The following is a 21,304-nucleotide window of genomic DNA, read 5'->3' on the forward strand; positions in this document are numbered from 1 at the left end:
ATAACGTGCACAAGGTTCGGTGTCGGCGGCCACGGAGCTCAGCCGCGCAGGACCCCGTCGCCGTTCGCCGCGATGTGCGACTCGAGGGCCTGCAGCGCCTGCTGCGTGGCCTGCGGGCTGCCGGTGCCCTTGCGCTCCGCGTAGTACGCCGCGCCCAGTCGCTTGAGCAGATCGCCGCCCGCACGCTGCGCCTGCACGTCGTCCAGCTTCTGCTTGCCCTGCGTCAGGCCGCGCTGTGCCTGCTCCTTGGCCCGGTCCATGAATCCCGCCATGCTGATCACCCTTCTCGTCTTTACCGTTTCCTGACCAACGTGCGCCGGGATCTTCGAGTTCCGGCCGTCGGCGGAACCTGGGCCGGGAGAGTGCGAAAGTGCCCGCCCAATGCCCCGCCCGCCCGTCATCCATTCCCCCTCATTTGTGTAATGGTGGGATCGCTCTCCGTGCTGAAGGCTTGTCCGTGCAGGTCAGTTCATGATCGGGAGGGCATTGCACATGTCGGTAGGCGAAGAGGTCCGCGAGCAGACCCCCGGGCCGCAGAAGAGTCTGGGTACGTCCGCGGCGCGGAACCTGGCCACGACCACCAAATCCGCACCGCAGATGCAGGAGATCAGCTCCCGCTGGCTGCTGCGGACGCTGCCCTGGGTGGATGTGAAGGGCGGTACGTACCGGGTCAACCGACGGCTGAGCTATTCGGTCGGAGACGGACGCGTCACGTTCGTGAAGACGGGGGGCGACGTCAGGGTCATCCCCGCCGAACTGGGGGAGCTCCCCGCGCTGCGGGGCTACGACGACGAGGACGTCCTTGCCGAGCTCGCCCGGCGCTGCACCCAGCGGGAGTTCGCGGCCGGCGAGCTGCTCGCCTCGTTCGGCAGCCGGGCCGACGAAGTGTTCCTGCTCGCACACGGCCGCGTCGAGAAGGTCGGCACGGGGCCCTACGGGGACGACGCGGTGCTCGGAACGCTGGCCGACGGCGCGTACTTCGGCGACCAGGCGCTGCTCGACCCGGAGGGCATCTGGGAGTACACGGCGCGAGCGGCCACCGCCTGTACCGTCCTCACGCTGCCGCGCGGCGACTTCGAGCAGGTCGCCGAGCGCGCCGAATCGCTGCGCGACCACCTCCAGCAGCTGCGCTCCCTCCCTGAGCAGCGGGCCAACACGTACGGCGAGAAGCAGATCGACCTCGCGGCCGGCCACGTCGGGGAAGAGGTCCTGCCCGGAACCTTCGTCGACTACGAATCCGCGCCGCGCGAGTACGAGCTGAGCGTCGCCCAGACCGTGCTGCGCATCCACTCGCGCGTAGCCGATCTCTACAACCAGCCCATGAACCAGACCGAGCACCAACTCCGGCTCACCGTAGAGGCGCTGAAGGAGCGCCAGGAGCACGAACTCGTCAACAACCGGGAGTTCGGCCTGCTCAACAACTGCGAGTACGAGCAGCGCCTGCAGCCGCACGACGGCGCGCCGAGCCCCGACGACATGGACGAACTGCTCAGCAGGAGGCGCGGATCCAAGCTGTTCCTCGCCCATCCGAAGGCGATCTCCGCGTTCGGCCGCGAGCTCAACAAGCGGGGCCTGGTCCCCGAGAGCATCGACGTCGCCGGGAACCGCATCCCGACCTGGCGCGGTGTGCCGATCTATCCGTGCAACAAGATCCCGGTCTCCGACGCGCGGACCACATCCATCATCTGCATGCGTACGGGAGAGGAGGACCAGGGCGTCATCGGGCTGCGCCAGTCCGGCATCCCTGACGAGATCGAGCCGAGCCTGTCCGTGCGGTTCATGGGCATCAGCGAGCAGGCGATCATCTCGTACCTGGTGACGACGTACTACTCGGCGGCGGTCCTGGTGCCCGATGCGCTCGGAGTGCTGGAGAACGTCGAGGTCGGCAGGTGGCGGTGACGAGCCGCGCCCCGCTCGCCGTGTCCCCGCCCGACCGGGCGGGTACACCGAGGAGGTACGCGCCCACCCACAGCGGAACCGCCACCGTCCGCACCCTTTCAGGGGTGAGTCCATGACACAGCCGGCCGTGAGAGAGCAGACGCGCGTGGCAGCAGAGGCGACCGGGGCGGCCGCGGCACAGGGGTACGAGGCGCAAGAGGCGCCGGCGATCCTGGCGCAGGCCAGAGCCGCGGTCGACCCCGAGCTGCGGCGGGCGGTGGAGGCCCTGCCGGGATCGATGCGCCGCGTCGCCCGCTACCACTTCGGTTGGGAGCACGCCGACGGCACGCCCGCCACGGGGAGCGCGGGGAAGGCCGTGCGGCCCGCCCTCGTGCTCGCCGCGGCGCGGGCCCTCGGCGGGCGGCCCGAGCGGGCGGTGCGGGCGGCGGCCGCCGTGGAGCTGACCCACAACTTCACGCTGCTGCACGACGACGTGATGGACCGGGACGCCACCCGCAGGCACCGGGCCACCGCGTGGACGGTGTTCGGGGACGCCGGCGCGATCCTCACGGGCGACGCGATACAGGCCCAGGCACAGCGCATGCTCGCCGAGGAGGGCAACCCGGCGGCCTCGGCAGCGGCCGCCAGGCTCGCGGCCTGTGTGGTGGAGCTGTGCGAGGGCCAGGCCGTCGACGTCGCGTTGGAGGGGCGGGACCCGGCGGACGTGTCCCTGCCGGAGACCCTGGCCATGGCGGAGGCCAAGACCGGTGCGCTGCTCGGCTGCGCCTGCGCGGTGGGTGGGCTGTACGCGGGGGCCGGTGCGGAGGAGGTCGAGGCGCTCGACGCGTTCGGACGCTGTGCGGGCCTCGCGTTCCAGCTCATCGACGACGTGATCGGGATCTGGGGCGACCCGGCCCGCACCGGCAAGCCGGCCTGTGCGGACCTGGCCGTACGCAAGAAGTCCCTGCCGGTGGTCGCCGCGCTCGCCTCCGGCGGTGCGGCGGCGCAGGAGCTGGCGGCGCTGTACGGGCCACCGGGACCGAAGAAGGAAGAAGCGGCGGAACTGGAGGCGATCGCGTCGGCCGTGGAGCGGGCCGGTGGCAGGGACTGGGCGCAGACGCAGGCCGCGGACCACATGTCCCGCGCGGTGGACCGGCTGTCGCAGGCTGTCCCGGTGCCGGAGGCGGCGGACGGCCTGCTGTCCCTGGCGGAGTTCGTCACGCGCCGCGGGTACTGACGCCGGCCGGCCGGGGTGCCGGGATCGGTTGCGGTGCCCCGGCTTGAGGGCGGCGGGGTGTGGGCGGGGGAGGGTGCTGCCCACACCGGGGTGCCGCCTTGCCCACCCTGCCGCCCGATGGGGTCTCCCCTGCTCGAGCTTGTTCGAGAGCTTGGGGAAGGCAGATTGCCCAAGGCGGGCGGATGGGGGGGGTGGTTGATCGCTTAGAGTTCAACGGCTGTGCAGGGCAGGCTGGTTGAGCGAAGGGCGAGACGGATGGGCGTGGGCATCAGGCGCGCGGGGGAGGCGGACCGCGATCTCGTGGTGCGGCTGCTCGACGAGGCGTTCATGGACGACCCGGTCAGCGGCTGGGTGTTTCCCGGTGAGGAGCACCGACGGGAGCGGCACGCCGGGCTGATGGGGGTGTTCGCGGACGCGACGTTCGCGGACGGATATGTGGATCTGACCGAGGACGGTTCGGCCGTCGCGCTGTGGGTCGACATGCCGGCCGGGCCGGAGGACGAGGGCGGCGAGGACGCGCCCGCGCAGGTGCGGGAGACCGTCGACCCGGACAACGTACGGGTGGAGCAGATAGCCCGGTGGACGACGCGGGCGCATCCCGTGGGCCGGGCACACGCCTATCTATGGATGATCGGCGTCGTGCCCGAGCGGCAGGGCCAGGGTCTGGGGACCGCGCTGATGGCGCCGGTGCTGGAGCGCTGCGACCGCGAGGGGCTGCCCGCCTACCTGGAGGCGAGCAACCCGCGCAGCCGGGAGCTGTACGAGCGCCTCGGGTTCGTCTTCACCGGAACGGCGATCGACCTGCCGGGCGGGCCGACGATCTGGCCCATGTGGCGGGAGCCGGACGCCGGCTGACGCCGCCGCGCGGGGGACGCCGGTCAGTCGGCCTTCTCGCCCGAGGCCTCCGGGAAGCTCGCGAAGTAGGTCGCGGCCATGTCCTCGGCCCCGTGTCCCTGCTCGGACGCGCGCTGGAAGCGGTCGCGGGCGGCCGCCATCGCGTCCACGCGGATGCCCGCGCGCTCGGCCGCGGCGAGCACCAGGCCCGCGTCCTTCGCCGCGTTGTCCACGGAGAAGCTGGGGGTGAGATCGCCGCTGCGGATCGCCGCAGTCTTGTTCTGGAAGTACGCGTTGTCCAGCGGGCCGCCGGTGATGGCCTCCACCAGGTCGTTCGCGTCCACGCCGAGCCCGCGGGCCAGCGCGAGGGCCTCGCCGACGCCCGTGGTCAGCGCGAGCACCCAGGAGTTGAGGGCGAGCTTGAGGCGGCTGGCGGCGCCCGGTGTGCCGTCGCCGACCCACAGCGTGCGGGAGCCGATGGCGTCGAAGAGCGGCTGGACGCTGTCGCGCGTGGTCCCGGCGCCGGCCGCGAGCACGGTCAACGTGCCTTGCTCGGCGGGCTGCCGGGTGCCCAGGACGGGCGCGTCGACGAGAAGGAGGCCGGCGCGGACCGCGTACTCGGCGAGCTCGTCGATGCCCTCGCCCACGGTCCCGGACTGCACCCATACGGTGCCGGGCTTCGGCGTGGCCTCCCGGACGACGTCCAGGGTGCGCGGCCCGTCGGGCAGGACGGTCACGACGACATCGGCGTCCCGTACCGCGTCGGCCGCGCTGTCCGCGACCGTCACGCCGTCGGCGGCCAGCGGCTCGGCCTTCGTACGGGTCCGGTTCCAGGCCCGCACGGTGAACCCGGCGCGGGCCAGATTGCGGGCCATCGGCGCGCCGATCGTGCCGGTGCCGAGCACGGCGACGACGGGGCGGGCGGCGGACGGGTCGGTGCTGCTCATGAGCGAACTCCCTCGGTGCGGCGGTGTCCTCCGTGCGGTGCTTCCACCTCAGACGCTAGCCCGGACCGAGGCCTCCATCGCGGACACGAACGCCTCCCGCGTCGCCTCGTCCACCAGGTCGAGCGAGAGGTACGGATTGAGGTCCTCCAGCTCCACGAGGAGCAGCCCGCCGTCCGGGGCGCGGCAGGCGTCGACGCGCTGGATGCCGTACGGGAGCGTGTTCCACTCGATGAAGGAGCGGGCGAACTCCCGGTCCGCGGGGGTCGGTTCGTACGGGCGCAGCTCCCAGCGGCGCGCCGGATCGGGCGCGTACAGGGCGTACAGCAGCTGGTCGTCGACGAAGTAGAACGACACCTCGTACTGGAAGTCGACGCGCGGCTGCACCAGCAGGCCGTCCCCGTACGGCAGTTCGGCGAGCTCGGCGGCGGGGACGACTCGCAGGCCCACCGAGTCCGCGCCCAGCTTCGGCTTCGCGATGTACGCGTCGGCCTCCGGCAGTCGGCCCAGGTCCGCCGCCCGGTCGACCGTCGGGATGACCGGATGTCCGGCCGCGGACAGGTCGAGGAGGTACTGCTTGCCGGCCATGTCGGCGCGCCCGGTCAGCGGGTTGTAGACGTTCGTGCCGCGCTCCAGGGCCAGCGCGCGGAACTCGTCGTACGCCTCCTGGTAGCCGAGCACCGGGCCGCTGTTGCGGACCACGACGGCGTCGAAGCCGTCCATGAGCGCGGCCGCGTCCAGGGGGTGGCACAGGGCCAGGTCGAACGCGGAGCGCAGCCGGGAGGTGAGCCGGATGTCCTCGTCGCAGTAGCGGCGCCCCTTGGCGGGATACGCGAGATCGGTGACGTAGAGGACGCGGGGACGCGAGGAGGACAAGAAGGGACTCCCGATGGTGCCAAAGAGTGATGCGAGCGGTGACGACGAAGGGGCCCGGCCGAGCGGCAGCGCCGCTCGGCCGGGCCCCTTCAGTGGTTCACGGACCCGCGGGGGTGCACCGCCCGCCGGTCGCTGGTGTGAACAGGGCCTGGGTCAGGCCTTCTTGGTCTCCCAGAAGATCTTGTCGATCTGGGCGATGTAGTCCAGAGCCTTCTGGCCCGTGGCCGGGTCCGACGAGCCCTTGGCGGCCGAGAGGGCCTTGAGGGTGTCGTTCACCAGCTGGTGCAGCTCCGGGTACTTCTCGAAGTGCGGCGGCTTGAAGTAGTCGCTCCAGAGCACCGAGACGTGGTGCTTGGCGAGCTCGGCGCGCTGCTCCTTGATGCCGATGGCACGCGTCTGGAACTGCGCGTCGTCGTTGCCGGCCATCTTTTCCTGGACGGCCTTGACCGACTCGGCCTCGATGCGGGCCTGGGCGGGGTCGTACACGCCGCAGGGGAGGTCGCAGTGGGCGCTGGCCTTCACCTTGGGGGCGAACAGGCGGGAAAGCATGTAGCTGTTCCTTCCTCGTGATCGTCTTCTCGGGTGCGACATTACTCCGTGCGGAACGGGTTTTCTCGGGTGCCCCCGGCGGCTTAGGACAAAAGTCCGGGGTAGAACCGGGACTGGTGGAGGATGGAACCGTAAGGGCACCGGGCCGACGGGCCGACGGGAGCAGTGGTGGGAACCGGGGAGGTTTTCTGATGCCCGAGGCGATCGAGGAGATGCGCGAGGCGAAGGTGCCGTTTCAGATCATCGAGGTGGAGGGGCCGTCCATGGTCCCGACGCTGTACCCCGGTGACTGGATGCTGGTACAGCACGGGGCGCGGGTGCGGGCGGGCGATGTGATCGTGCTGCGCCATCCCTTCCAGCAGGATCTGCTGGTGGTGAAGCGGATCGCCGAGCGGCGTGAGGGCGGCTGGTGGGTGCGCGGCGACAATCTGGGCGCCGGGGGCGACAGCACGGTGTACGGGGTCGTGCCGGACGAGCTGGTGCTCGCGAAGGTGCGCGGCCGGCTGCGGCGCCGCAGGCCGTGGGCCGAGGGCGAGGGTCAGCGCTCGGTGACGGCGGTGCTGTCCTGGGTGTTCTCCGCGGTACGTCCCGTGCTCTCCGACCGGACGGCCTCCAAGCGCTTGCGGGCCCGGTAGGCGGCGACGTTCGCGCGGGTCGCGCAGCGGTCCGAGCAGTAGCGCCGGGAGCGGTTGGTGGAGGTGTCCAGGTAGGCGTTGCGGCAGGGCGTCGCCTCGCACAGGCCGAGGCGGTCGACGCCGTACTCGGTGAGGTGGAAGGCGAGGCCCATCGCGGCGATGGCGGCGTAACCGGCGGTCGCGTTCGACGGGTGGTCGGACAGGTGCAGGTGCCACAGCGGGCGGCCGTCGTCGTCGCGATGGTTGTGTCCGGAGATCTGCGGGCTCACAGGGAACTCCAGGAGCAGTGAGTTCAGCAGGTTCACCGCGAGTTCCTCGTCGCCCCCGTCGGCCGCCTCGAACACCGCGCGCAGCCGTCCTCGTACGCCCCTGAAGCGGGTCACGTCGGCGTCGGTGGCGCGGCGGGCCGCGTCCTTGCTGGCGCCGAAGAGGGCGCGCACCGTCTCCACCGACGTCAGGGAGTCCTTGCCGCGATTGGGCTCCTCGGTGTTGACGAGGCGCACGGCGTAGTCCGAGTAATAGGCCAGTTCCACTTGTAGTCCTTACCGGTGCGCTCTATCGTCGTGTCGAGCGAGGGTAATGCTCGCTTACGGGTTCAGGGTATTACAGGGGATCACGGGAGGGTTCATGTCCGAGACCGTCGCCAACACTCGTACCACCGACTGGCGGGCCTGGCAGGAGAGCTGGGACCGGCAGCAGGAGTACTTCATGCCGGACCGCGAGGAGCGGTTCCGCGTGATGCTCGACATGGTCGAGGCGTTCGTCGGGTCCGCGCCCCGGGTGCTCGACCTCGCGTGCGGTACGGGGAGCATCACGGACCGGCTGCTCACGCGGTTCCCCGAAGCCACCAGCGTGGGCGTCGACCTCGATCCCGCGCTGCTCGCCATCGCGCGCGGAACCTTCGAGGGGGACGAGCGGGTCACGTTCGTGACCGCGGATCTGAAGGACCCGCGGTGGACGGAGGGGCTGCCGCACGACTCGTACGACGCCGTGCTCACGGCCACCGCCCTGCACTGGCTGCACTCCGAACCCCTCGCGACGCTCTACGGTCAGGTCGCCGGGCTCGTCCGCGACGGCGGCGTCTTCATGAACGCGGACCACATGATCGACCAGACGACGCCGCGGATCAACGCCGCGGAGCGGGCGCTGCGGCACGCGCGGATGGACTCCGCCAAGGTCGGTGGGGCGGTGGGCTGGGCGGAGTGGTGGGCGCTTGCCGCGGCGGATCCGGTGTTGGCGGGGCCGACTGCCGAGCGGTTCGAGATCTATGGGGAGCATGCGGATGGGGATACGCCGTCGGCGGCGTGGCATGCGGAGGCGCTTCGCGGGGGTGGGTTCGGGGAGGCGAGGGTCGTGTGGGGTTCGCCGTCCGATGCGATGGTGTTGGGCGTGAAGTAAGCCCCTGCGGCGACGGCGTTGAGGTCGCGGGGCGCTGCCCCGGACCCCGCTGCTCAATCGCCGCAGGGGCTTGAAAAACCTGCTCAATCGTCGCAGGGGCTTGAAGGGCCTGCTCAATCGCCGCAGGGGCTGAAGGGCCTGCTCAGTCGCCGCAGGGGCTCTGAATGCCTACAGCACCTTCGACAGGAAGGACTGGGTGCGTTCCTGTTGGGGGTTGGTGAGGACCTCGCGGGGGTCGCCGGATTCGACGACGATGCCGTCGTCCATGAAGACGAGGCTGTCGCCGACCTCGCGGGCGAAGCCCATCTCGTGCGTGACGACGACCATCGTCATGCCGGACTCCGCGAGGTCGCGCATGACGTCGAGGACCTCGCCGACCAGCTCGGGGTCGAGCGCGGACGTCGGCTCGTCGAACAGCATCAGCTTCGGTTCCATCGCGAGCGCACGGGCGATCGCGACGCGCTGCTGCTGGCCGCCGGAGAGCTGCGAGGGGTAGCTGGCGGACTTGTCGGAGAGACCGACGCGGTCGAGCAGTTCCTGGGCGCGTGTACGGGCCTCGGACCTCGACTGCTTCTTGACCTGGACCGGCGCCTCCATGACGTTCTCGAGGGCCGTCATGTGCGGGAACAGGTTGAAGCGCTGGAACACCATGCCGATGTCGCGGCGCTGCAGTGCGACCTCCCGGTCCCGCAGCTCGTACAGCTTGTCGCCCTGCTGCCGGTAGCCGACCAGGTGGCCGTCTACGTAGAGCCGGCCGGCGTTGACCTTCTCCAGGTGGTTGATGCAGCGCAGGAACGTCGACTTGCCGGAGCCGGACGGGCCGATGAGGCAGAACACCTCACCCTGCTTGACCTCCAGGTCGATGCCCTTGAGGACATTCACGTGCCCGAAGGACTTGTGGACCTGTTCGGCCTTGACCATGGCGTGCTGCTCGGTCATGCCGTGCCTCCGTTCGGACGGCCCAGGGAGAACAGGCTCCCGCGCACCTTCTGCCAGGGCGTGGCCGACAGTTGGCGGCTGGTGCCGCGGGCGTAGTGCCGCTCGATGTAGAACTGGCCGACGCTGAGGATCGACGTCATGACCAGGTACCAGGCGGCGGCCAGGAAGTACATCTCGACCGGCGAGCCGGACTGCTGGCCGATGTCCTGCGCGGCCCGGAACAGATCGGGGAACTGCACGGCGGACACCAGGGAGGTCGTCTTCAGCATGTTGATGACCTCGTTGCCCGTGGGCGGCACGATCACGCGCATCGCCTGCGGGATGATCACCCGGCGCAGCGTCTTCGCGTGGCTCATGCCGAGCGCGTGCGAGGCCTCCGTCTGCCCCTCGTCGACCGACTGCAGGCCGGCGCGGCAGATCTCCGCCATGTACGCGGCCTCGTTGAGGCCGAAGCCGAGCAGCGCCGTCAGGAACGGCGTCATGAAGGACGACCAGTAGTCCTTGTAGATCGGCCCGAGGTTGATGTACTCGAAGACCAGGCCCAGGTTGAACCAGACGAACAGCTGGACCAGGACCGGGGTGCCGCGGAAGAACCAGATGTAGAACCAGGCGATGGAGCTGGTCACCGGGTTCTTCGACAGGCGCATGACGGCGAGCACGATGCCGCCGACGATGCCGATCACCATCGAGATGACCGTCAGGAGCAGGGTCTTCCCGGCGCCGGTGATGATCCGGTCGTCGAAGAAGTAGTCCGGGATGGCGCCCCAGTTGATCTTGCCCTGTGCGAACGCGTAGACGATCAGGGCCAGCAGGGCGATGGCGATGAACGCCGAGAGATACCGCCCGTAGTGCCGCACCGGGATCGCCTTGATGGCTGCCGGTGGGGCCGCGGGCGGCGGCGTGTCCTCGGGGCCGCCGCCCGTCTTGTCTATGTCAACAGACACGGATGTTGCCTTTCAACGACTTCAACAGTGCGCGTCGCGCGGTCACTTGCCGCCGTTGAGGGTCGCCGACTTCATGGCACCCGCCTCGACGCCCCACTTGGCGATGACCTTGTCGTACTCGCCGTTCTTGATGATCGCGTCAAGGGCGGCCTTGATCGCGTCGCGCAGCTGCTTCTGGTCCTTGGAGACCGCGATGCCGTACGGGGCGGCCTCGACCTGGTCGCCGACGAGCTGGAAGTCCTTGCCGCCGCCCGAGGTCTTCACCGCGTACGCGGCGACCGGGAAGTCGGATGAACCGGCGTCGGCCCCGCCGGAGCGCAGCCGGGTCTGGGCCTGCTGGTCGTCGTCGAAGGCCTGGATGCCGAGCTTCTTGCCGGAGGGGCACTTCTTGGCCTGCGACTTGGCGAGGTCGTGCGAGACCGTGCCGCGCTGCACGACGATCTTCTTGCCGCACAGGTCGTCCCAGGTCTTGATCCCCTGGGTCTTGCCCTTGGGCGTGTAGATCGAGACGCCCGCGTTGAAGTAGTCGACGAAGTCGACACCGTCGCCGACCTTCTTGCCGGTGTCGGAGTCGACGCCGTTCTGCCGGTCCTTGGTGTCGGTCATGGCCGACATGGCGAGGTCGTAGCGGTTCGACTTCAGGCCGGTGACCAGGGTGTCGAACGTGGCGTTCTGGAACTCGAACGTCACGCCGAGCTGCTTGCCCATGGCCTTCGCGAGGTCGGGGTCGATACCGATCGCCTTGCCGGACTTGTCCTTGAACTCGACGGGCGCGTACGCGATGTCGGAGCCGACCCGGATGACGCCCTTGTCCTGGATCTCCTTCGGCAGCTTGTCCGCGAGCGGCGCCGCCGTGCCGCCGGACTTGGTGCCGTCGTCGGACTTCGTCTGGTCACCGCAGCCGGTCAGCAGCAGAGTGCCGGCGACCGCGATCGCGCCGACCGCGGCTATCCGGGACTTCGCGGACTTCGCGGTCGTGCGCTGGGTGGTGCTTGCGGTCATGGTTGGTTCCTCCGGCTGGGTGTGGGAGTTGCCGTGCTGGTCGCCTGGCACACACCTTCGGGTGTCGCGACCTCGTGTGATGAGGCATCTTGCCATTCGGACTTGCCGATTCAGGAGGTCAGCCATGTCAAAATCGGATAACGGGTGACCTAAGAGTGCCAACGACCCCCGGTTTCAGGGTGCATGGGGGGTGCAGCATCTGCGGAACTTTCGCCCCGCGACCGGAGATCCTCCGGTGAGCCGCCCGCTGTCTCACCATTCGGGCGGACTTCCCTCGTTTTGTGCGATCGACTTGTGGACTTGTCCATATATTCGGCTATGAGTCATGTCACCGAGGCGTGATCGATCACGGGCGGGCTCGTCGCCGACACCGCCCGTCGGGTAAGAAGGTTCTTTACACCCCTCATCCGGGGCTCAGGGCGCGCGTGCGGCGCGTCCGTCGCGCAGGTGCCCACAGGGCGGCCCACGACAGGACCGTCCGGCGCGTGCGCGGTGCCCGCCCGTCCCTCAATCAGGGACGGAACCACCCTCAACCTGTGCAAAATGACTTAAGGGGTCAGAAAAGTGGCAGCGGAGATCGTCAACCCTCGCAGCGACGCGAGTACCGGCAACGAGGGCTCCGACGAGCCCTTCGATCCGGCTTTCGCGCTGCACCGTGGCGGCAAGATGGCTGTGCAGGCCACCGTGCCGGTCCGCGACAAGGACGACCTGTCCCTGGCGTACACGCCCGGCGTCGCGAAGGTGTGCAGCGCGATCGCCGAGCAGCCGGAGCTCGTCCACGACTACACGTGGAAGTCGAGCGTCGTGGCCGTCGTGACGGACGGCTCGGCCGTCCTCGGGCTCGGTGACATCGGCCCCGAGGCGTCCCTCCCGGTGATGGAGGGCAAGGCCATTCTCTTCAAGCAGTTCGGCGGCGTGGACGCGGTGCCGCTCGCGCTCTCGACGAACGACGTGGACGAGATCATCGACACCGTCGTGCGCCTCGCCCCGTCCTTCGGCGGCGTGAACCTCGAGGACATCTCCGCCCCGCGCTGCTTCGAGATCGAGAAGAAGCTCCAGGAGCGCCTCGACATCCCGGTCTTCCACGACGACCAGCACGGCACCGCCGTCGTGACGCTGGCCGCCCTGAAGAACGCGGCCCGGCTCAGCGGCCGCACGCTCGGCGAGCTGCGCGCCGTGATCTCCGGCGCCGGTGCGGCGGGCGTCGCGATCGCGAAGTTCCTCCTCGAGGCGGGCCTCGGCGACGTCGCGGTCACGGACCGCAAGGGCATCGTCAGCCGGGACCGCGAGGACCTCACGGAGGTCAAGCGCGAGCTGGCCGAGATCACCAACAAGGCGGGCCTGTCCGGCTCCCTCGAGGACGCCCTGGCGGGCGCCGACGTCTACATCGGTGTCTCGGGCGGTACGGTCCCCGAGCCCGCGGTCGCCTCCATGGCGAAGGGCGCCTTCGTGTTCGCGATGGCCAACCCGAACCCCGAGGTGCACCCCGACATCGCCCACAAGTACGCGGCTGTCGTGGCGACCGGGCGTTCGGACTTCCCGAACCAGATCAACAACGTGCTCGCGTTCCCCGGCATCTTCGCCGGCGCGCTCCAGGTCCGGGCCTCCCGGATCACCGAGACGATGAAGATCGCGGCGGCCGAGGCGCTGGCCGCGGTGGTCGGCGACGAGCTGTCCGCCGAGTACGTGATCCCGTCGCCGTTCGACGAGCGGGTGGCGCCGGCCGTCACCGCGGCGGTTGCCGCTGCCGCTCGGGCGGAGGGTGTGGCGCGCCGGTAGTCATCGGCTCGCTTCGTTTGGCTCGGCTTGTTCGGGAAAGGCCCCGCCCTCTGGCGGGGCCTTTCCCGTATCCGTGGCTACGGGACGTGTGTCACAGGTGGCGGAGGTTCCCCGGCCAGGGAGCGGCGCCTATCGTCAAGGTCATGTTCGCCGCCTACGCAGCCCGAATCGACCGTGATCAGCCGCTGAACGGCCTGGAGTTGGGGGAGCGGCCCGCCCCCGAGAACCGGCCCGGCTGGACCACCGTGAACGTCAAGGCCGCCTCCCTCAACCACCACGACCTGTGGTCGCTGCGCGGTGTCGGCCTCGGGGAGGAGTCCCTGCCGATGATCCTCGGCTGCGACGCCGCCGGGATCGACAGCGAGGGCAACGAGGTCGTCCTGCACTCCGTCATCGGCCAGACCGGATACGGGGTCGGGCCGCGCGAGAAGCGCTCCATCCTCACCGAGAAGTACCAGGGCACCTTCGCCGAGCAGGTGACCGTGCCCGAGTGGAACGTGCTGCGCAAGCCGAAGGAGCTCTCCTTCGAGGAGGCCGCCTGCCTGCCGACCGCGTGGCTCACCGCGTACCGCATGCTCTTCACCAACGCGGGCGTACGTCCCGGTGACTCGGTCCTCGTGCAGGGCGCGGGCGGCGGGGTCGCGACGGCAGCGATCGTGCTCGGCAAGGCGGCGGGGCTGCGGGTCTTCGCGACCAGCCGCGACGAGGCGAAGCGCAAGCGGGCCCTGGAGCTCGGCGCCGTGGAGGCCGTGGAGACGGGTGCGCGGCTTTCGCAGCGGGTGGACGCCGTGATCGAGACGGTGGGTGCCGCGACCTGGTCGCACTCGGTCAAGTCGCTGAAGCCGGGCGGGACGGTGGTCATCTCGGGCGCGACGAGCGGGCCGAACCCGCCGGCGGCCGAGCTGAACCGGATCTTCTTCCTGGAGCTCAAGGTCGTCGGCTCGACCATGGGGTCCAAGGACGAGCTGGAGGACCTGCTCTCCTTCTGTGCCGCCACGGGTGTCCGGCCGGTGATCGACGAGGTGCTGCCACTGGACCGGGCCCGTGAGGGCTTCCAGAAGATGGCCGGTGGCGAGCTCTTCGGGAAGGTCGTGCTGAGCGTCTGACGCGGCGCGGGGAGGGGCGTACCGGCGGCCTGCCGGGCGCCCCTTTTTCGTGCCCGCATTGTCAACTGTGGTTGACGTCGATCGTGCGTCAACCTACATTGACACCATGACTGATGCGACGGATCTCGCCGAGCAGGCGGGAGCCCGCGATCCGCGGGTCGGGCTGCGGGCGGTCGCCGCGCTGCGGCGGCTGCTTGAGCAGCTGGAAGCGGTACAGGTGCGCAGTGCGCGCAATCAGGGCTGGTCGTGGCAGGAGATCGCGGCCGAACTCGGAGTCAGCCGGCAGGCCGTGCACAAGAAGTACGGGAGGCGATGAGTGATGTTCGAAAGGTTCACCCAGGGCGCCCGGGACGTGGTGCAGGGGGCTCTCGCCCATGCCGAGCGGGAGCGGGCGGAGCGCGTCGACGAGGGGCACATGCTGCTCGCGCTCCTCGACGGCAGCGGAACGCGCGGCGCGTTCGCGCTCGGCGCGCTCGGTGCGGACACGCAGGAGCGGCGGGCGTCGATCGGGCGGGCGCTTGCGGGGGTGCGGCGCAGGGCGGGGCTCACGAGGGCCGACACGGAGGCGCTCGCCGGGATCGGTATCGACGTGGAGGAGGTCGTCGCGCGGGTCGAACGGGCCCATGGCGAGGGTGTGTTGACCGGGGGACGCCGAGTCGGCGGGCGGCGGCCGCTCACCCGTGAGGCCAAGGGCGTGCTCGAATCCTCGCTGCGCATCGCCCTCGCCCACCACGACCGGGCGATCGGCGACGAGCACCTCCTCCTCGCCCTCACCTCCCGCCCGGGCATCGCCTCCGAGGTCTTGGCAGAACACGGAGTGAGTGTGGCGGGGGTGGAGCGGGTGCTGTACGGGGGCGGGGAGGCGGCGGCGGGGTGAGCCGTGCCGGGGTCGGCGCCTGTGGTGATGGGCGCGCGGCGCCGGGGTGCCGCCTTGCCCACCCTGCCGCCCAAGGCGGCAGATTGCCCAGGGCGGCGCGGCACCATCAAGCCCAGGCCGGCAAAATCAAGCCCCTGCGGCGATTGAGCAGCGGGGTCCGGGGTGGAGCCCCGATCTTTTCAGCCCCGCCGGCGATTGAGGCGCGGTGCGGCCGAGGTCACTCGCCCGGTGAACGGAGACTCGCTCCGATGTGGGCCGCCGCCTGCGCCAAGTGACGCCTCGCGTCGCCGAGTTGGTCCTCCGTGACCCCCCGATCGCGGGCGACATCGCGGATGTCGTCCCGGAAGCGGTCCAGGAGGCGGTCCAGGTCGCGCGCCGGGTCACCGCTGGAGCCCTCCGAGGCCCAGGAAGGAACGTACTCGGCGGGAACCTCGTCGCTCGGCGGACGGTACTGGGGCTCGGTCGACGCGCCGGGCCCGGCGTCCTTGCTCCAGGACTTGCCGAACTCGCCGAACTCCTTGGCCAGTTCGGTCAGCCCCTCGCGCACCCCCGTCGGCCAGTCGCCGCGCGTGAAGTGGTCCTGCACCTGCTCCTGGACACGCTTGGCCATGCGCTGGAAGTCCTCCGCCGCCTGTGCGCGCACCTGCTCCTGCGACTCCTTGGCCTGACGGCGCGCCCGCTGGGCCTCCTCGCGGGCCCGGCGGCTCTCGTCCTTCGCGCGCCGCGCCTGCTCCTTCCACTCGTGCTTGGCGCGCCGCACCTCTTCCTTGGTGGCGCGCCAGGCGTCCTTGTCCGTGAAGTCACCGGGACCGGTTCCCGCACGGGTCTGGGACGCGGCGGCACGTACCTCGCGGCGCAGATCGCCCGCCGCACCCCGCACGTCGTCCCTGATCTCCGCCGCCAGCTCGGCCACGGACTCCCGGATCTCCAGCTCGAGGTCGGCCAGCTCACCGCTGCGGTCGGCCAGTTCGGCCCGGCCGGCCTCGGTGATCGCGTAGACCTTCCGGCCGCCCTCCGTGGTGTGGGTGACCAGGCCCTCGGACTCCAGCTTGGAGAGGCGCGGGTAGACCGTGCCGGCGGAGGGCGCGTACAGGCCCTGGAAGCGCTCTTCGAGGAGGCGGATCACCTCGTACCCGTGTCGCGGCGCCTCGTCGAGCAGCTTGAGCAGGTAGAGGCGCAGGCGGCCATGGGCGAAGACGGGGGGCATGTCAGAGCACCTTCTTGTCGGCGGGGTCGGTGTCCTGCGGTTCCGGGGAGCCTTGCGGCTCGGCGGCGCCCTGCGATTCTGGAGCGTCCCGGGGTTCCGAAGCGTCCTGGGGATCCGCGGCATCCGTGGCATCCGCGGCATCCGCGGCGTCCTGCGGTTCCGGAGTGCTCTGGGGGGCCGGAATGTCTCGTGGCTCCGGTGGCCGTGTCGCGTCCTCCGACGGGGGCCTGCGCAGGAGGGCGATCGATCCGGAGACCGTCGTCGCCTTCAGTTTGCCGGTGCCCGCGCCCAGGCGGCCGGTGATCTTGTGCGCGCCCCAGGCGCCCGACACCCGCAGATCCTCGAAGGCGTTCGACACCGCTCCGCTCGCCGTGTTCGCCTCGACCTCCGTGTCCGCCGGGTGCGGGATGCGGATGGCGATCTCGCCGGAGACGCTCGTCAGGCTCACGTCCGTCGGCCCCGCGGGGTCCAGGTCCACGATCATCGACCCGCTCACCGTGTCCGCCTTCACGAAGGAGCCCGAGCCGTCGACGACCGTCAGGTCCCCGGACACCGAGTTGAACCGGAGGTCGCCCGTGACCGCCTGCGCCTCGACGCCACCGGACACCGTGCTGGTGCGCACCGGGCCCGTGACGCCGACGAGCGTCGTGTCGCCGGTGACGCCCTTCACCTCCGTGGGCCCTTCGGTGCCCGAGACCACGGCGCCTGCGCCGACCACGCCGACCTCGACCCGCGTGTCCGCCGGCACCGCGAGCGAGACGACCGCGCTGCGGTTCCAGCCCTTGCGGTCGAGCCACTTGAGGAAGCCCTTCCAGGGCAGGTCGTCGTAGGCGACGGTGAGGGTGCCGTCCGACTGCGTCACGCGCAGGGGCGGTCCGTCGATCTCCGAGACCTCCAGGCGGGCCCGGCCCTCGGCCGTCCCCACCACATTCACCGCACCACTCACGATGCGTACGTGCAGGGCCGACACCGGCTCGTCGAAGACGAGCTTCTGCGGCTCCGTGACGGACCACTCGGGCATGGTGCGACCTCCTCGACGGCCGGGAGTGAACGCGCCATATCGCGTTCTCTGTCAAACACGATATATCGCGGATGGGGAAAGTCAAGACTGTCGCGGAAGTCCGTGCCCCGACGCCCGATGGGCCGTCCAATTGCTGCGGAAATCCACCGACTTGCCCTAGCGTGGTGCCATGTCGTCCCTCGAACCCGCCGGTGCGCTGCTGCTCTGCCGCGCCGAACCGTCCGTCGTCGGGCCCGCCGCCCAGCTGCTGCGCGAGCGGATGCTGCTCACCCGCGCCGGACGTGAGTGGAGCGTCCTCGTACCCGAGGCGAAGCCGTGGCTGTCCATGGAGGACGGCGGCGGCGAACCCGTCGACCGCGTGCTCGGCGGCTGGGCGGGCGCGCTCGCCGTCGGCGCGACCTGGCCGGTGCTCGCGCTGTGGTGGGACGCCGACCGCAGCGGGTTCACACTGGCCTCCGGGTTCCGCCGCCCTGTCGGCTACGAATGGCTGGCGAACGGCACCCCGGTCGGCGAGGCCGAGGCGCTGCGCACCTTCGCGGCGCGCCTGGGCCTGGATCCCGTACTCGACCTGCAGGCCCTCGAAGCGCTCGCGAAACCCGACACGGGCGACAGTGCGGCCGACGCGCGCGCCCGCATGCTGGGCCTGCTCGCGGTCCTCACCCGCACCGGACTCACCCTCCCCGCGGGACTGACCCCCGGCGAACCCGCCGACCGGCTGCGCGAGGTCGCGCGGGTCCAGCCGGACGCGCAGCAGGTCAGCTGGTCGGGCTGGCGGGACGCCGTGCACGCCGAGCTCGACGTCGTGGAAGCCACGAGCGTCGGACCCTGGCTGCGTGGCCCCAGGGCGAGGCTGATCGCTGCCGCCCAGCTCGCGGCCGGGCTGCCGCTCACCGTGCACGGCCTGCGGCGGCGCAGCGGCGGCTGGACCGCCGCCGGGGCGCTGCTCCTGCTGCACGGGGCGCTGGGGTTCGCCTACGCGAGGTTGCGCGCGGGCCGTGACTGATTGCGCGGGGCCGGATGGTGCACGCCGTCGGCCCCACGCCTCGGGGCTCCGCCCCGGACCCCGCTGCTCAATCGCCGCAGGGGCTTGAAGGGCTGCTCCAACGCCGCAGGCGCTTGTAGGCGCGCCTACTCCTCCTCGTCCTCCTCGTCGTCGAGCCGCGCCAGCCACGTGGCGAGCCGCTCCACCGGGACCTCGAAGTCCGGATTGAGGTCGACGAACGTCCGCAGCTGCTCGGCGAGCCACTCGAAGGTGACCTCCTCCTCGCCGCGCCGCTTCTCCAGCTCTTCGATGCCGCGGTCCGTGAAGTACATGGGGCTGTTTCTCCTGCGTGCGGGGCCCGCGCGGGCGCGCGGGCGTGGTGTCGACTGCCCACCAAGCCTATGGGGACGGGTGACCATGAAGCCTGCCCGAGGGGTAGCTCCCGCTCATCCTGGGAAGGACCCTTGTCCCGCAAGGGAGGTCGCGGGGAACGGGAAACGGGGGAGCGGTATGGGGCAGGAAGCGACAAGGGTCGCGCGGATCGCGCTGCCGGACGGGACACCGGTGTGGGCCCGGATATCCGGAGAGGTCGATGAACTGGGTGCGGCCGAAGGGGAGTTGTCGTACTCCGACACCGGGTTCACGGACCGGGTGGAGGCGAGCGTCGAGAGTCTGAACGCTCTCGTGACGGGGGTCGCGCGCTCCCTCGCGCGGCCGCTGCGCGCCGTGCGCCCCGACGAGGTGAGCGTCGAGTTCGGCGTCGAGCTGATGGCAAAGGCGGGCAAGGTCGTAGGACTGCTCGCGGACGGTGAGGCGAAGGCGGGCATCAAGGTCACGCTGACCTGGCACGAAGGGCCACCCGACCTGGAGAACCCGCAGGATCCGGCCGCCCGCGCGGCTGCCGCCACGCCACCCGCACCCCGCGCGGCCACGGGCGCATCACCCGGCGCCCCGGCGCACGGGGGAGCCGACCCGACGGTCGCCGGGGCCGGGGCATGACACTCGGGCGCGACGGGGGCGCACCGGGCAACAGGGATGCCGCCCTGCTTGCGCTGCGTGAACTCGTCATGGCGTCCACCGTGCGCATTCATCGCATGCGGGCCGGGTATGCAGCGGACGGGCCCGAAAGCTTCGTCGGAAGCGGCTTCTTTGTCGCCCCGAACTGGGTTCTGACCTGCGCGCACGTGGCTCTCGGCGGGGAAGGGGGCGAGCTGACGGTGGCCTACGAGACCGGTCCGGGACGCGGCGCGTCCCGCGTACCCGCGGAAGTCGTCGCCACGCTCCCCGAGCGCGTCGAGCAGGCGGTGCCCGGCAAGTGGCCCGCCCCCGACCTCGCCCTCGTGCGGCTGCGCGAACCCGTGGACCACGAGTGCGCCTACGTAGCCGAGCGACCTGCCGCGTACTACAACGAAGGGGAGGTCTTCTACGCGGGCTGGACCGTGCTGGACGGACAGGTGTGCCGCCTCGACGGGCCGATCGCCGTCAAGGGCACCATCGGCGACTGGTCGTCCGGCGTGCAGCTGCGCCTCGGGGAGAACGACCTGCCGTACGGGATCTCGGGCGGCCCCGTCGTCGACCCGGTGCGCGGCGAGGTCATCGGCGTACTGAAGTCGCGGGCCGACCACGGGCGGGGCGGTACGTCCATCGGGATCGAGCAGCTGCGCACGCTGCCGGTGCCGGGGCAGGCGGTGCGGGCCGAGTACGACGACCTCTACCAGGCGGTGTTCCACGCGCACGACCGCTACCACCGGGACCGCCAGCGGCAGTCGGACGGTGGCAGGAAGACCTGGGCCGACGTGCAGAGCAGGCTCGGCGCGCGGCCCGGACGGACCCTCACACCGGGCGAGCGTGCCCAGTTGCTCGGCCGGCTCGCGGATCTGCCGCCGCCGGTGAGCACGCGCGGTCTGCTCGACATCCTGGTGTCGCTCCCGGAGTACGAACCGGGTACGTCGCTGCCCGCGCCGCGCGGTTGGCGTGACGGTCTCGGAGCCCTCTACGAAGGCGCGCACGACGACGGTGTGCGCGGGCTCGTGCTCGACTACGCGATGCGGGCCCTGTCGGCCGAGCGCCCCTTCGTCACGCCGGGCACCCAGGACGCCGAGGCGGCCCTGTGGGAGTGGGTGCGGCAGGCCGGCGAGGGGTGTCTGGACGTCGGGCGCAGGCGCCGCATCGAGGTCCAGCGGATCGAGCGCTTGCAGCGGCGCGGCTCGTCGGATGTCACGGCGGCGGACCCGATCGCCGACCGTGCGCCCCGGCCGTCCGCGCTGCTCGAACTCGTGGAGCGGGGCTGGGAGAGGGAGTACTGGGACTGGCAGGTGTACGTAGCCCGCCCGGACGGCTCGCGCGACTGCGTGCGGCAGGACGAGCGCACCCCTACGGAGGCGCTGCCCGACCTGCTCGCCGCGCCGCTGGCCGAGGCGTTCCGGCAGTGCGACGAGCCGGGGTGGCCCGCGGTCCTCCAGGTGGCGCTTCCGCACAACCGCCTGGACCTGCCGGTGGACGCCTGGCGGCTGGGGCCCGGAGGGCCGCCGCTCGGCGCGCGCGGCCCCGTCGTGCTGCGCTGCGGCGACCGGGACCGGCTCCCCGGGGACAGCGGCTTCGCGGAGTCCGACCGGGCGTTCCCCGAATCGGGCGCGGACCGGGTGGACCGCTGGCGATGGCTGCACGCGCACGCCGCGAGGGCCGAGATCCTCGACTGCGACGGCGGGGTGCCCAGGCCGGTCCCGGAGAGCGGCGAGTTGCGCAATCTGTCGCCCGCGTCCGTACCGGTGATGTGTCGCTATGGAGAGCATCGCTACGAGGACGACACCGAGGCGCTCGCGCGGGTACTGCTCGGCGGTTTCGGAGTGGCCCTGTGGCGCCGCGGCCGGGCGCGGACCGCGGCGGTGTGCGGTGAGTTCCACCGCGGCGCCGCCGTCATGGTCGCCGACGCGCGCGGTGCGAGACAACTCCCGGAGCGCGTACACGAGTTGCGCAGAAAACTCCTGGCGAGCCGCACAGAGGCGTACTGGGCCGACGGCATCGCCCTCTATTACGACGACCCGCACCAAGATCCGCCAGGCGCCGATGATCTTCTGGAGGCCCCGTGACATCAGT

General features: G+C 71.0%; 23 protein-coding genes. 12 read left to right on the plus strand and 11 right to left on the minus strand.

Annotated elements, in window-relative coordinates; translation table 11 throughout:
• Window positions 1-38 precede the first annotated feature (38 nt).
• Window positions 39-272 carry a hypothetical protein gene (locus ACIRHA_RS26915; protein ID WP_403850799.1) on the minus strand — a complete coding sequence of 78 codons (234 nt, stop codon included), beginning with the start codon at window positions 270-272 and terminating at the stop codon, window positions 39-41.
• Between the two features lie 220 nt (window positions 273-492).
• On the opposite strand from ACIRHA_RS26915, the gene ACIRHA_RS26920 reads away from it, so the two are divergent.
• The 3 genes from ACIRHA_RS26920 (at window position 493) to ACIRHA_RS26930 (ending at window position 3,970) form a co-directional block, all read left to right on the plus strand.
• Window positions 493-1,899, plus strand: a complete 1,407-nt coding sequence (locus tag ACIRHA_RS26920; protein ID WP_403850802.1) for a family 2B encapsulin nanocompartment shell protein — start codon at window positions 493-495, stop codon at window positions 1,897-1,899.
• A 112-nt stretch (window positions 1,900-2,011) separates the two neighbouring features.
• Window positions 2,012-3,115 (plus strand): family 2 encapsulin nanocompartment cargo protein polyprenyl transferase, encoded by a 1,104-nt coding sequence (locus ACIRHA_RS26925; RefSeq protein WP_403850804.1) that lies wholly within the window; start codon window positions 2,012-2,014, stop codon window positions 3,113-3,115.
• Window positions 3,116-3,370: 255 nt separating this feature from the next.
• Entirely contained in the window at window positions 3,371-3,970 is a 600-nt protein-coding gene (locus ACIRHA_RS26930; RefSeq protein ID WP_403850807.1) for a GNAT family N-acetyltransferase, read from the plus strand.
• A gap of 23 nt (window positions 3,971-3,993) precedes the next feature.
• On the opposite strand, the gene ACIRHA_RS26935 is transcribed toward ACIRHA_RS26930, so the two are convergent.
• The 3 genes from ACIRHA_RS26935 to sodN all read right to left on the minus strand — a co-directional run bounded on the left by ACIRHA_RS26935 (window position 3,994) and on the right by sodN (window position 6,318).
• A complete protein-coding gene (locus ACIRHA_RS26935) occupies window positions 3,994-4,896 on the minus strand; it encodes an NAD(P)-dependent oxidoreductase (RefSeq protein ID WP_403850810.1) in 903 nt (300 codons plus the stop codon).
• A 48-nt stretch (window positions 4,897-4,944) separates the two neighbouring features.
• A complete protein-coding gene (locus ACIRHA_RS26940; protein WP_403850813.1) occupies window positions 4,945-5,769 on the minus strand; it encodes a hypothetical protein in 825 nt (274 codons plus the stop codon).
• A 153-nt stretch (window positions 5,770-5,922) separates the two neighbouring features.
• A complete protein-coding gene (sodN, locus tag ACIRHA_RS26945; protein ID WP_351342156.1) occupies window positions 5,923-6,318 on the minus strand; it encodes a superoxide dismutase, Ni in 396 nt (131 codons plus the stop codon).
• Window positions 6,319-6,509: 191 nt separating this feature from the next.
• On the opposite strand from sodN, the gene sodX reads away from it, so the two are divergent.
• Window positions 6,510-6,953 (plus strand): nickel-type superoxide dismutase maturation protease, encoded by a 444-nt coding sequence (gene sodX, locus ACIRHA_RS26950; RefSeq protein WP_403850816.1) that lies wholly within the window; start codon window positions 6,510-6,512, stop codon window positions 6,951-6,953.
• On the opposite strand, the gene ACIRHA_RS26955 is transcribed toward sodX, so the two are convergent.
• On the minus strand, window positions 6,857-7,486 hold the full coding sequence (locus tag ACIRHA_RS26955) for a CGNR zinc finger domain-containing protein (protein ID WP_403850819.1): 630 nt from the start codon (window positions 7,484-7,486) through the stop codon (window positions 6,857-6,859). The genes sodX and ACIRHA_RS26955 overlap by 97 nt on opposite strands.
• A gap of 94 nt (window positions 7,487-7,580) precedes the next feature.
• On the opposite strand from ACIRHA_RS26955, the gene ACIRHA_RS26960 reads away from it, so the two are divergent.
• The gene (locus tag ACIRHA_RS26960) at window positions 7,581-8,351 is read left to right on the plus strand and encodes a class I SAM-dependent methyltransferase (RefSeq protein ID WP_403850822.1); all 771 of its coding nucleotides are present in this window, start codon (window positions 7,581-7,583) and stop codon (window positions 8,349-8,351) included.
• A 168-nt stretch (window positions 8,352-8,519) separates the two neighbouring features.
• Here ACIRHA_RS26960 and ACIRHA_RS26965 read toward each other — a convergent pair whose 3' ends face one another.
• Genes ACIRHA_RS26965 through ACIRHA_RS26975 form a run of 3 tightly spaced genes read right to left on the minus strand, consistent with a single transcriptional unit; the run spans window position 8,520 to window position 11,236 of the window.
• Window positions 8,520-9,272 (minus strand): amino acid ABC transporter ATP-binding protein, encoded by a 753-nt coding sequence (locus ACIRHA_RS26965; RefSeq protein WP_403851156.1) that lies wholly within the window; start codon window positions 9,270-9,272, stop codon window positions 8,520-8,522.
• Window positions 9,273-9,286: 14 nt separating this feature from the next.
• Window positions 9,287-10,234, minus strand: a complete 948-nt coding sequence (locus ACIRHA_RS26970; RefSeq protein WP_403850825.1) for an amino acid ABC transporter permease — start codon at window positions 10,232-10,234, stop codon at window positions 9,287-9,289.
• Window positions 10,235-10,276: 42 nt separating this feature from the next.
• Entirely contained in the window at window positions 10,277-11,236 is a 960-nt protein-coding gene (locus ACIRHA_RS26975) for an ABC transporter substrate-binding protein (RefSeq protein WP_403850828.1), read from the minus strand.
• A gap of 564 nt (window positions 11,237-11,800) precedes the next feature.
• On the opposite strand from ACIRHA_RS26975, the gene ACIRHA_RS26980 reads away from it, so the two are divergent.
• The 4 genes from ACIRHA_RS26980 to ACIRHA_RS26995 all read left to right on the plus strand — a co-directional run bounded on the left by ACIRHA_RS26980 (window position 11,801) and on the right by ACIRHA_RS26995 (window position 14,998).
• Entirely contained in the window at window positions 11,801-13,015 is a 1,215-nt protein-coding gene (locus ACIRHA_RS26980) for an NADP-dependent malic enzyme (protein WP_403850831.1), read from the plus strand.
• A gap of 143 nt (window positions 13,016-13,158) precedes the next feature.
• Window positions 13,159-14,121 carry a zinc-binding dehydrogenase gene (locus tag ACIRHA_RS26985; RefSeq protein ID WP_403850833.1) on the plus strand — a complete coding sequence of 321 codons (963 nt, stop codon included), beginning with the start codon at window positions 13,159-13,161 and terminating at the stop codon, window positions 14,119-14,121.
• A 106-nt stretch (window positions 14,122-14,227) separates the two neighbouring features.
• A complete protein-coding gene (locus ACIRHA_RS26990) occupies window positions 14,228-14,437 on the plus strand; it encodes a helix-turn-helix domain-containing protein (RefSeq protein WP_267069270.1) in 210 nt (69 codons plus the stop codon).
• A gap of 3 nt (window positions 14,438-14,440) precedes the next feature.
• Complete coding sequence (locus ACIRHA_RS26995) at window positions 14,441-14,998, plus strand: Clp protease N-terminal domain-containing protein (protein ID WP_403850836.1); 558 nt, start codon at window positions 14,441-14,443, stop codon at window positions 14,996-14,998.
• 217 nt (window positions 14,999-15,215) lie between these two features.
• Here the strand turns inward: ACIRHA_RS26995 and ACIRHA_RS27000 are convergent, their stop codons facing one another.
• Window positions 15,216-16,205 carry a helix-turn-helix transcriptional regulator gene (locus ACIRHA_RS27000; RefSeq protein WP_403850838.1) on the minus strand — a complete coding sequence of 330 codons (990 nt, stop codon included), beginning with the start codon at window positions 16,203-16,205 and terminating at the stop codon, window positions 15,216-15,218.
• Window position 16,206: 1 nt separating this feature from the next.
• Window positions 16,207-17,226, minus strand: coding sequence for a DUF4097 family beta strand repeat-containing protein (locus ACIRHA_RS27005; RefSeq protein ID WP_403850841.1), 1,020 nt, complete (start codon window positions 17,224-17,226; stop codon window positions 16,207-16,209).
• Window positions 17,227-17,395: 169 nt separating this feature from the next.
• On the opposite strand from ACIRHA_RS27005, the gene ACIRHA_RS27010 reads away from it, so the two are divergent.
• Entirely contained in the window at window positions 17,396-18,229 is an 834-nt protein-coding gene (locus ACIRHA_RS27010) for a hypothetical protein (protein WP_403850844.1), read from the plus strand.
• A gap of 125 nt (window positions 18,230-18,354) precedes the next feature.
• On the opposite strand, the gene ACIRHA_RS27015 is transcribed toward ACIRHA_RS27010, so the two are convergent.
• Window positions 18,355-18,540 carry a DUF6104 family protein gene (locus ACIRHA_RS27015; RefSeq protein ID WP_403850847.1) on the minus strand — a complete coding sequence of 62 codons (186 nt, stop codon included), beginning with the start codon at window positions 18,538-18,540 and terminating at the stop codon, window positions 18,355-18,357.
• Window positions 18,541-18,718: 178 nt separating this feature from the next.
• On the opposite strand from ACIRHA_RS27015, the gene ACIRHA_RS27020 reads away from it, so the two are divergent.
• Together ACIRHA_RS27020 and ACIRHA_RS27025 are read left to right on the plus strand one after the other, a co-directional pair.
• Entirely contained in the window at window positions 18,719-19,207 is a 489-nt protein-coding gene (locus ACIRHA_RS27020; RefSeq protein WP_403850850.1) for a CU044_2847 family protein, read from the plus strand.
• On the plus strand, window positions 19,204-21,297 hold the full coding sequence (locus ACIRHA_RS27025; protein ID WP_403850852.1) for a trypsin-like peptidase domain-containing protein: 2,094 nt from the start codon (window positions 19,204-19,206) through the stop codon (window positions 21,295-21,297). Before ACIRHA_RS27020 ends, ACIRHA_RS27025 begins: the two co-directional genes overlap by 4 nt.
• Window positions 21,298-21,304: the final 7 nt, after the last annotated feature.

The sequence above is a fragment of the Streptomyces sp. NPDC102360 genome (assembly GCF_044766085.1).
Lineage (GTDB): Bacteria > Actinomycetota > Actinomycetes > Streptomycetales > Streptomycetaceae > Streptomyces.

What these genes read in the sequence shown, in the direction of transcription:
- ACIRHA_RS27005 (WP_403850841.1), bottom strand. Translation starts at nt 17,226, where the DNA reads ATGCCCGAGTGGTCCGTCACGGAGCCGCAGAAGCTCGTCTTCGACGAG.
- ACIRHA_RS26960 (WP_403850822.1), top strand. Translation starts at nt 7,581, where the DNA reads ATGTCCGAGACCGTCGCCAACACTCGTACCACCGACTGGCGGGCCTGG.
- sodX (WP_403850816.1), top strand. Translation starts at nt 6,510, where the DNA reads ATGCCCGAGGCGATCGAGGAGATGCGCGAGGCGAAGGTGCCGTTTCAG.
- ACIRHA_RS27015 (WP_403850847.1), bottom strand. Translation starts at nt 18,540, where the DNA reads ATGTACTTCACGGACCGCGGCATCGAAGAGCTGGAGAAGCGGCGCGGC.
- ACIRHA_RS26915 (WP_403850799.1), bottom strand. Translation starts at nt 272, where the DNA reads ATGGCGGGATTCATGGACCGGGCCAAGGAGCAGGCACAGCGCGGCCTG.
- ACIRHA_RS26985 (WP_403850833.1), top strand. Translation starts at nt 13,159, where the DNA reads ATGTTCGCCGCCTACGCAGCCCGAATCGACCGTGATCAGCCGCTGAAC.
- ACIRHA_RS26920 (WP_403850802.1), top strand. Translation starts at nt 493, where the DNA reads ATGTCGGTAGGCGAAGAGGTCCGCGAGCAGACCCCCGGGCCGCAGAAG.
- ACIRHA_RS27000 (WP_403850838.1), bottom strand. Translation starts at nt 16,205, where the DNA reads ATGCCCCCCGTCTTCGCCCATGGCCGCCTGCGCCTCTACCTGCTCAAG.
- ACIRHA_RS26930 (WP_403850807.1), top strand. Translation starts at nt 3,371, where the DNA reads ATGGGCGTGGGCATCAGGCGCGCGGGGGAGGCGGACCGCGATCTCGTG.
- ACIRHA_RS27020 (WP_403850850.1), top strand. Translation starts at nt 18,719, where the DNA reads ATGGGGCAGGAAGCGACAAGGGTCGCGCGGATCGCGCTGCCGGACGGG.
- ACIRHA_RS27025 (WP_403850852.1), top strand. Translation starts at nt 19,204, where the DNA reads ATGACACTCGGGCGCGACGGGGGCGCACCGGGCAACAGGGATGCCGCC.
- ACIRHA_RS26965 (WP_403851156.1), bottom strand. Translation starts at nt 9,272, where the DNA reads ATGGTCAAGGCCGAACAGGTCCACAAGTCCTTCGGGCACGTGAATGTC.
- ACIRHA_RS26995 (WP_403850836.1), top strand. Translation starts at nt 14,441, where the DNA reads ATGTTCGAAAGGTTCACCCAGGGCGCCCGGGACGTGGTGCAGGGGGCT.
- sodN (WP_351342156.1), bottom strand. Translation starts at nt 6,318, where the DNA reads ATGCTTTCCCGCCTGTTCGCCCCCAAGGTGAAGGCCAGCGCCCACTGC.
- ACIRHA_RS26925 (WP_403850804.1), top strand. Translation starts at nt 2,012, where the DNA reads ATGACACAGCCGGCCGTGAGAGAGCAGACGCGCGTGGCAGCAGAGGCG.
- ACIRHA_RS26935 (WP_403850810.1), bottom strand. Translation starts at nt 4,896, where the DNA reads ATGAGCAGCACCGACCCGTCCGCCGCCCGCCCCGTCGTCGCCGTGCTC.
- ACIRHA_RS26975 (WP_403850828.1), bottom strand. Translation starts at nt 11,236, where the DNA reads ATGACCGCAAGCACCACCCAGCGCACGACCGCGAAGTCCGCGAAGTCC.
- ACIRHA_RS27010 (WP_403850844.1), top strand. Translation starts at nt 17,396, where the DNA reads ATGTCGTCCCTCGAACCCGCCGGTGCGCTGCTGCTCTGCCGCGCCGAA.
- ACIRHA_RS26990 (WP_267069270.1), top strand. Translation starts at nt 14,228, where the DNA reads ATGACTGATGCGACGGATCTCGCCGAGCAGGCGGGAGCCCGCGATCCG.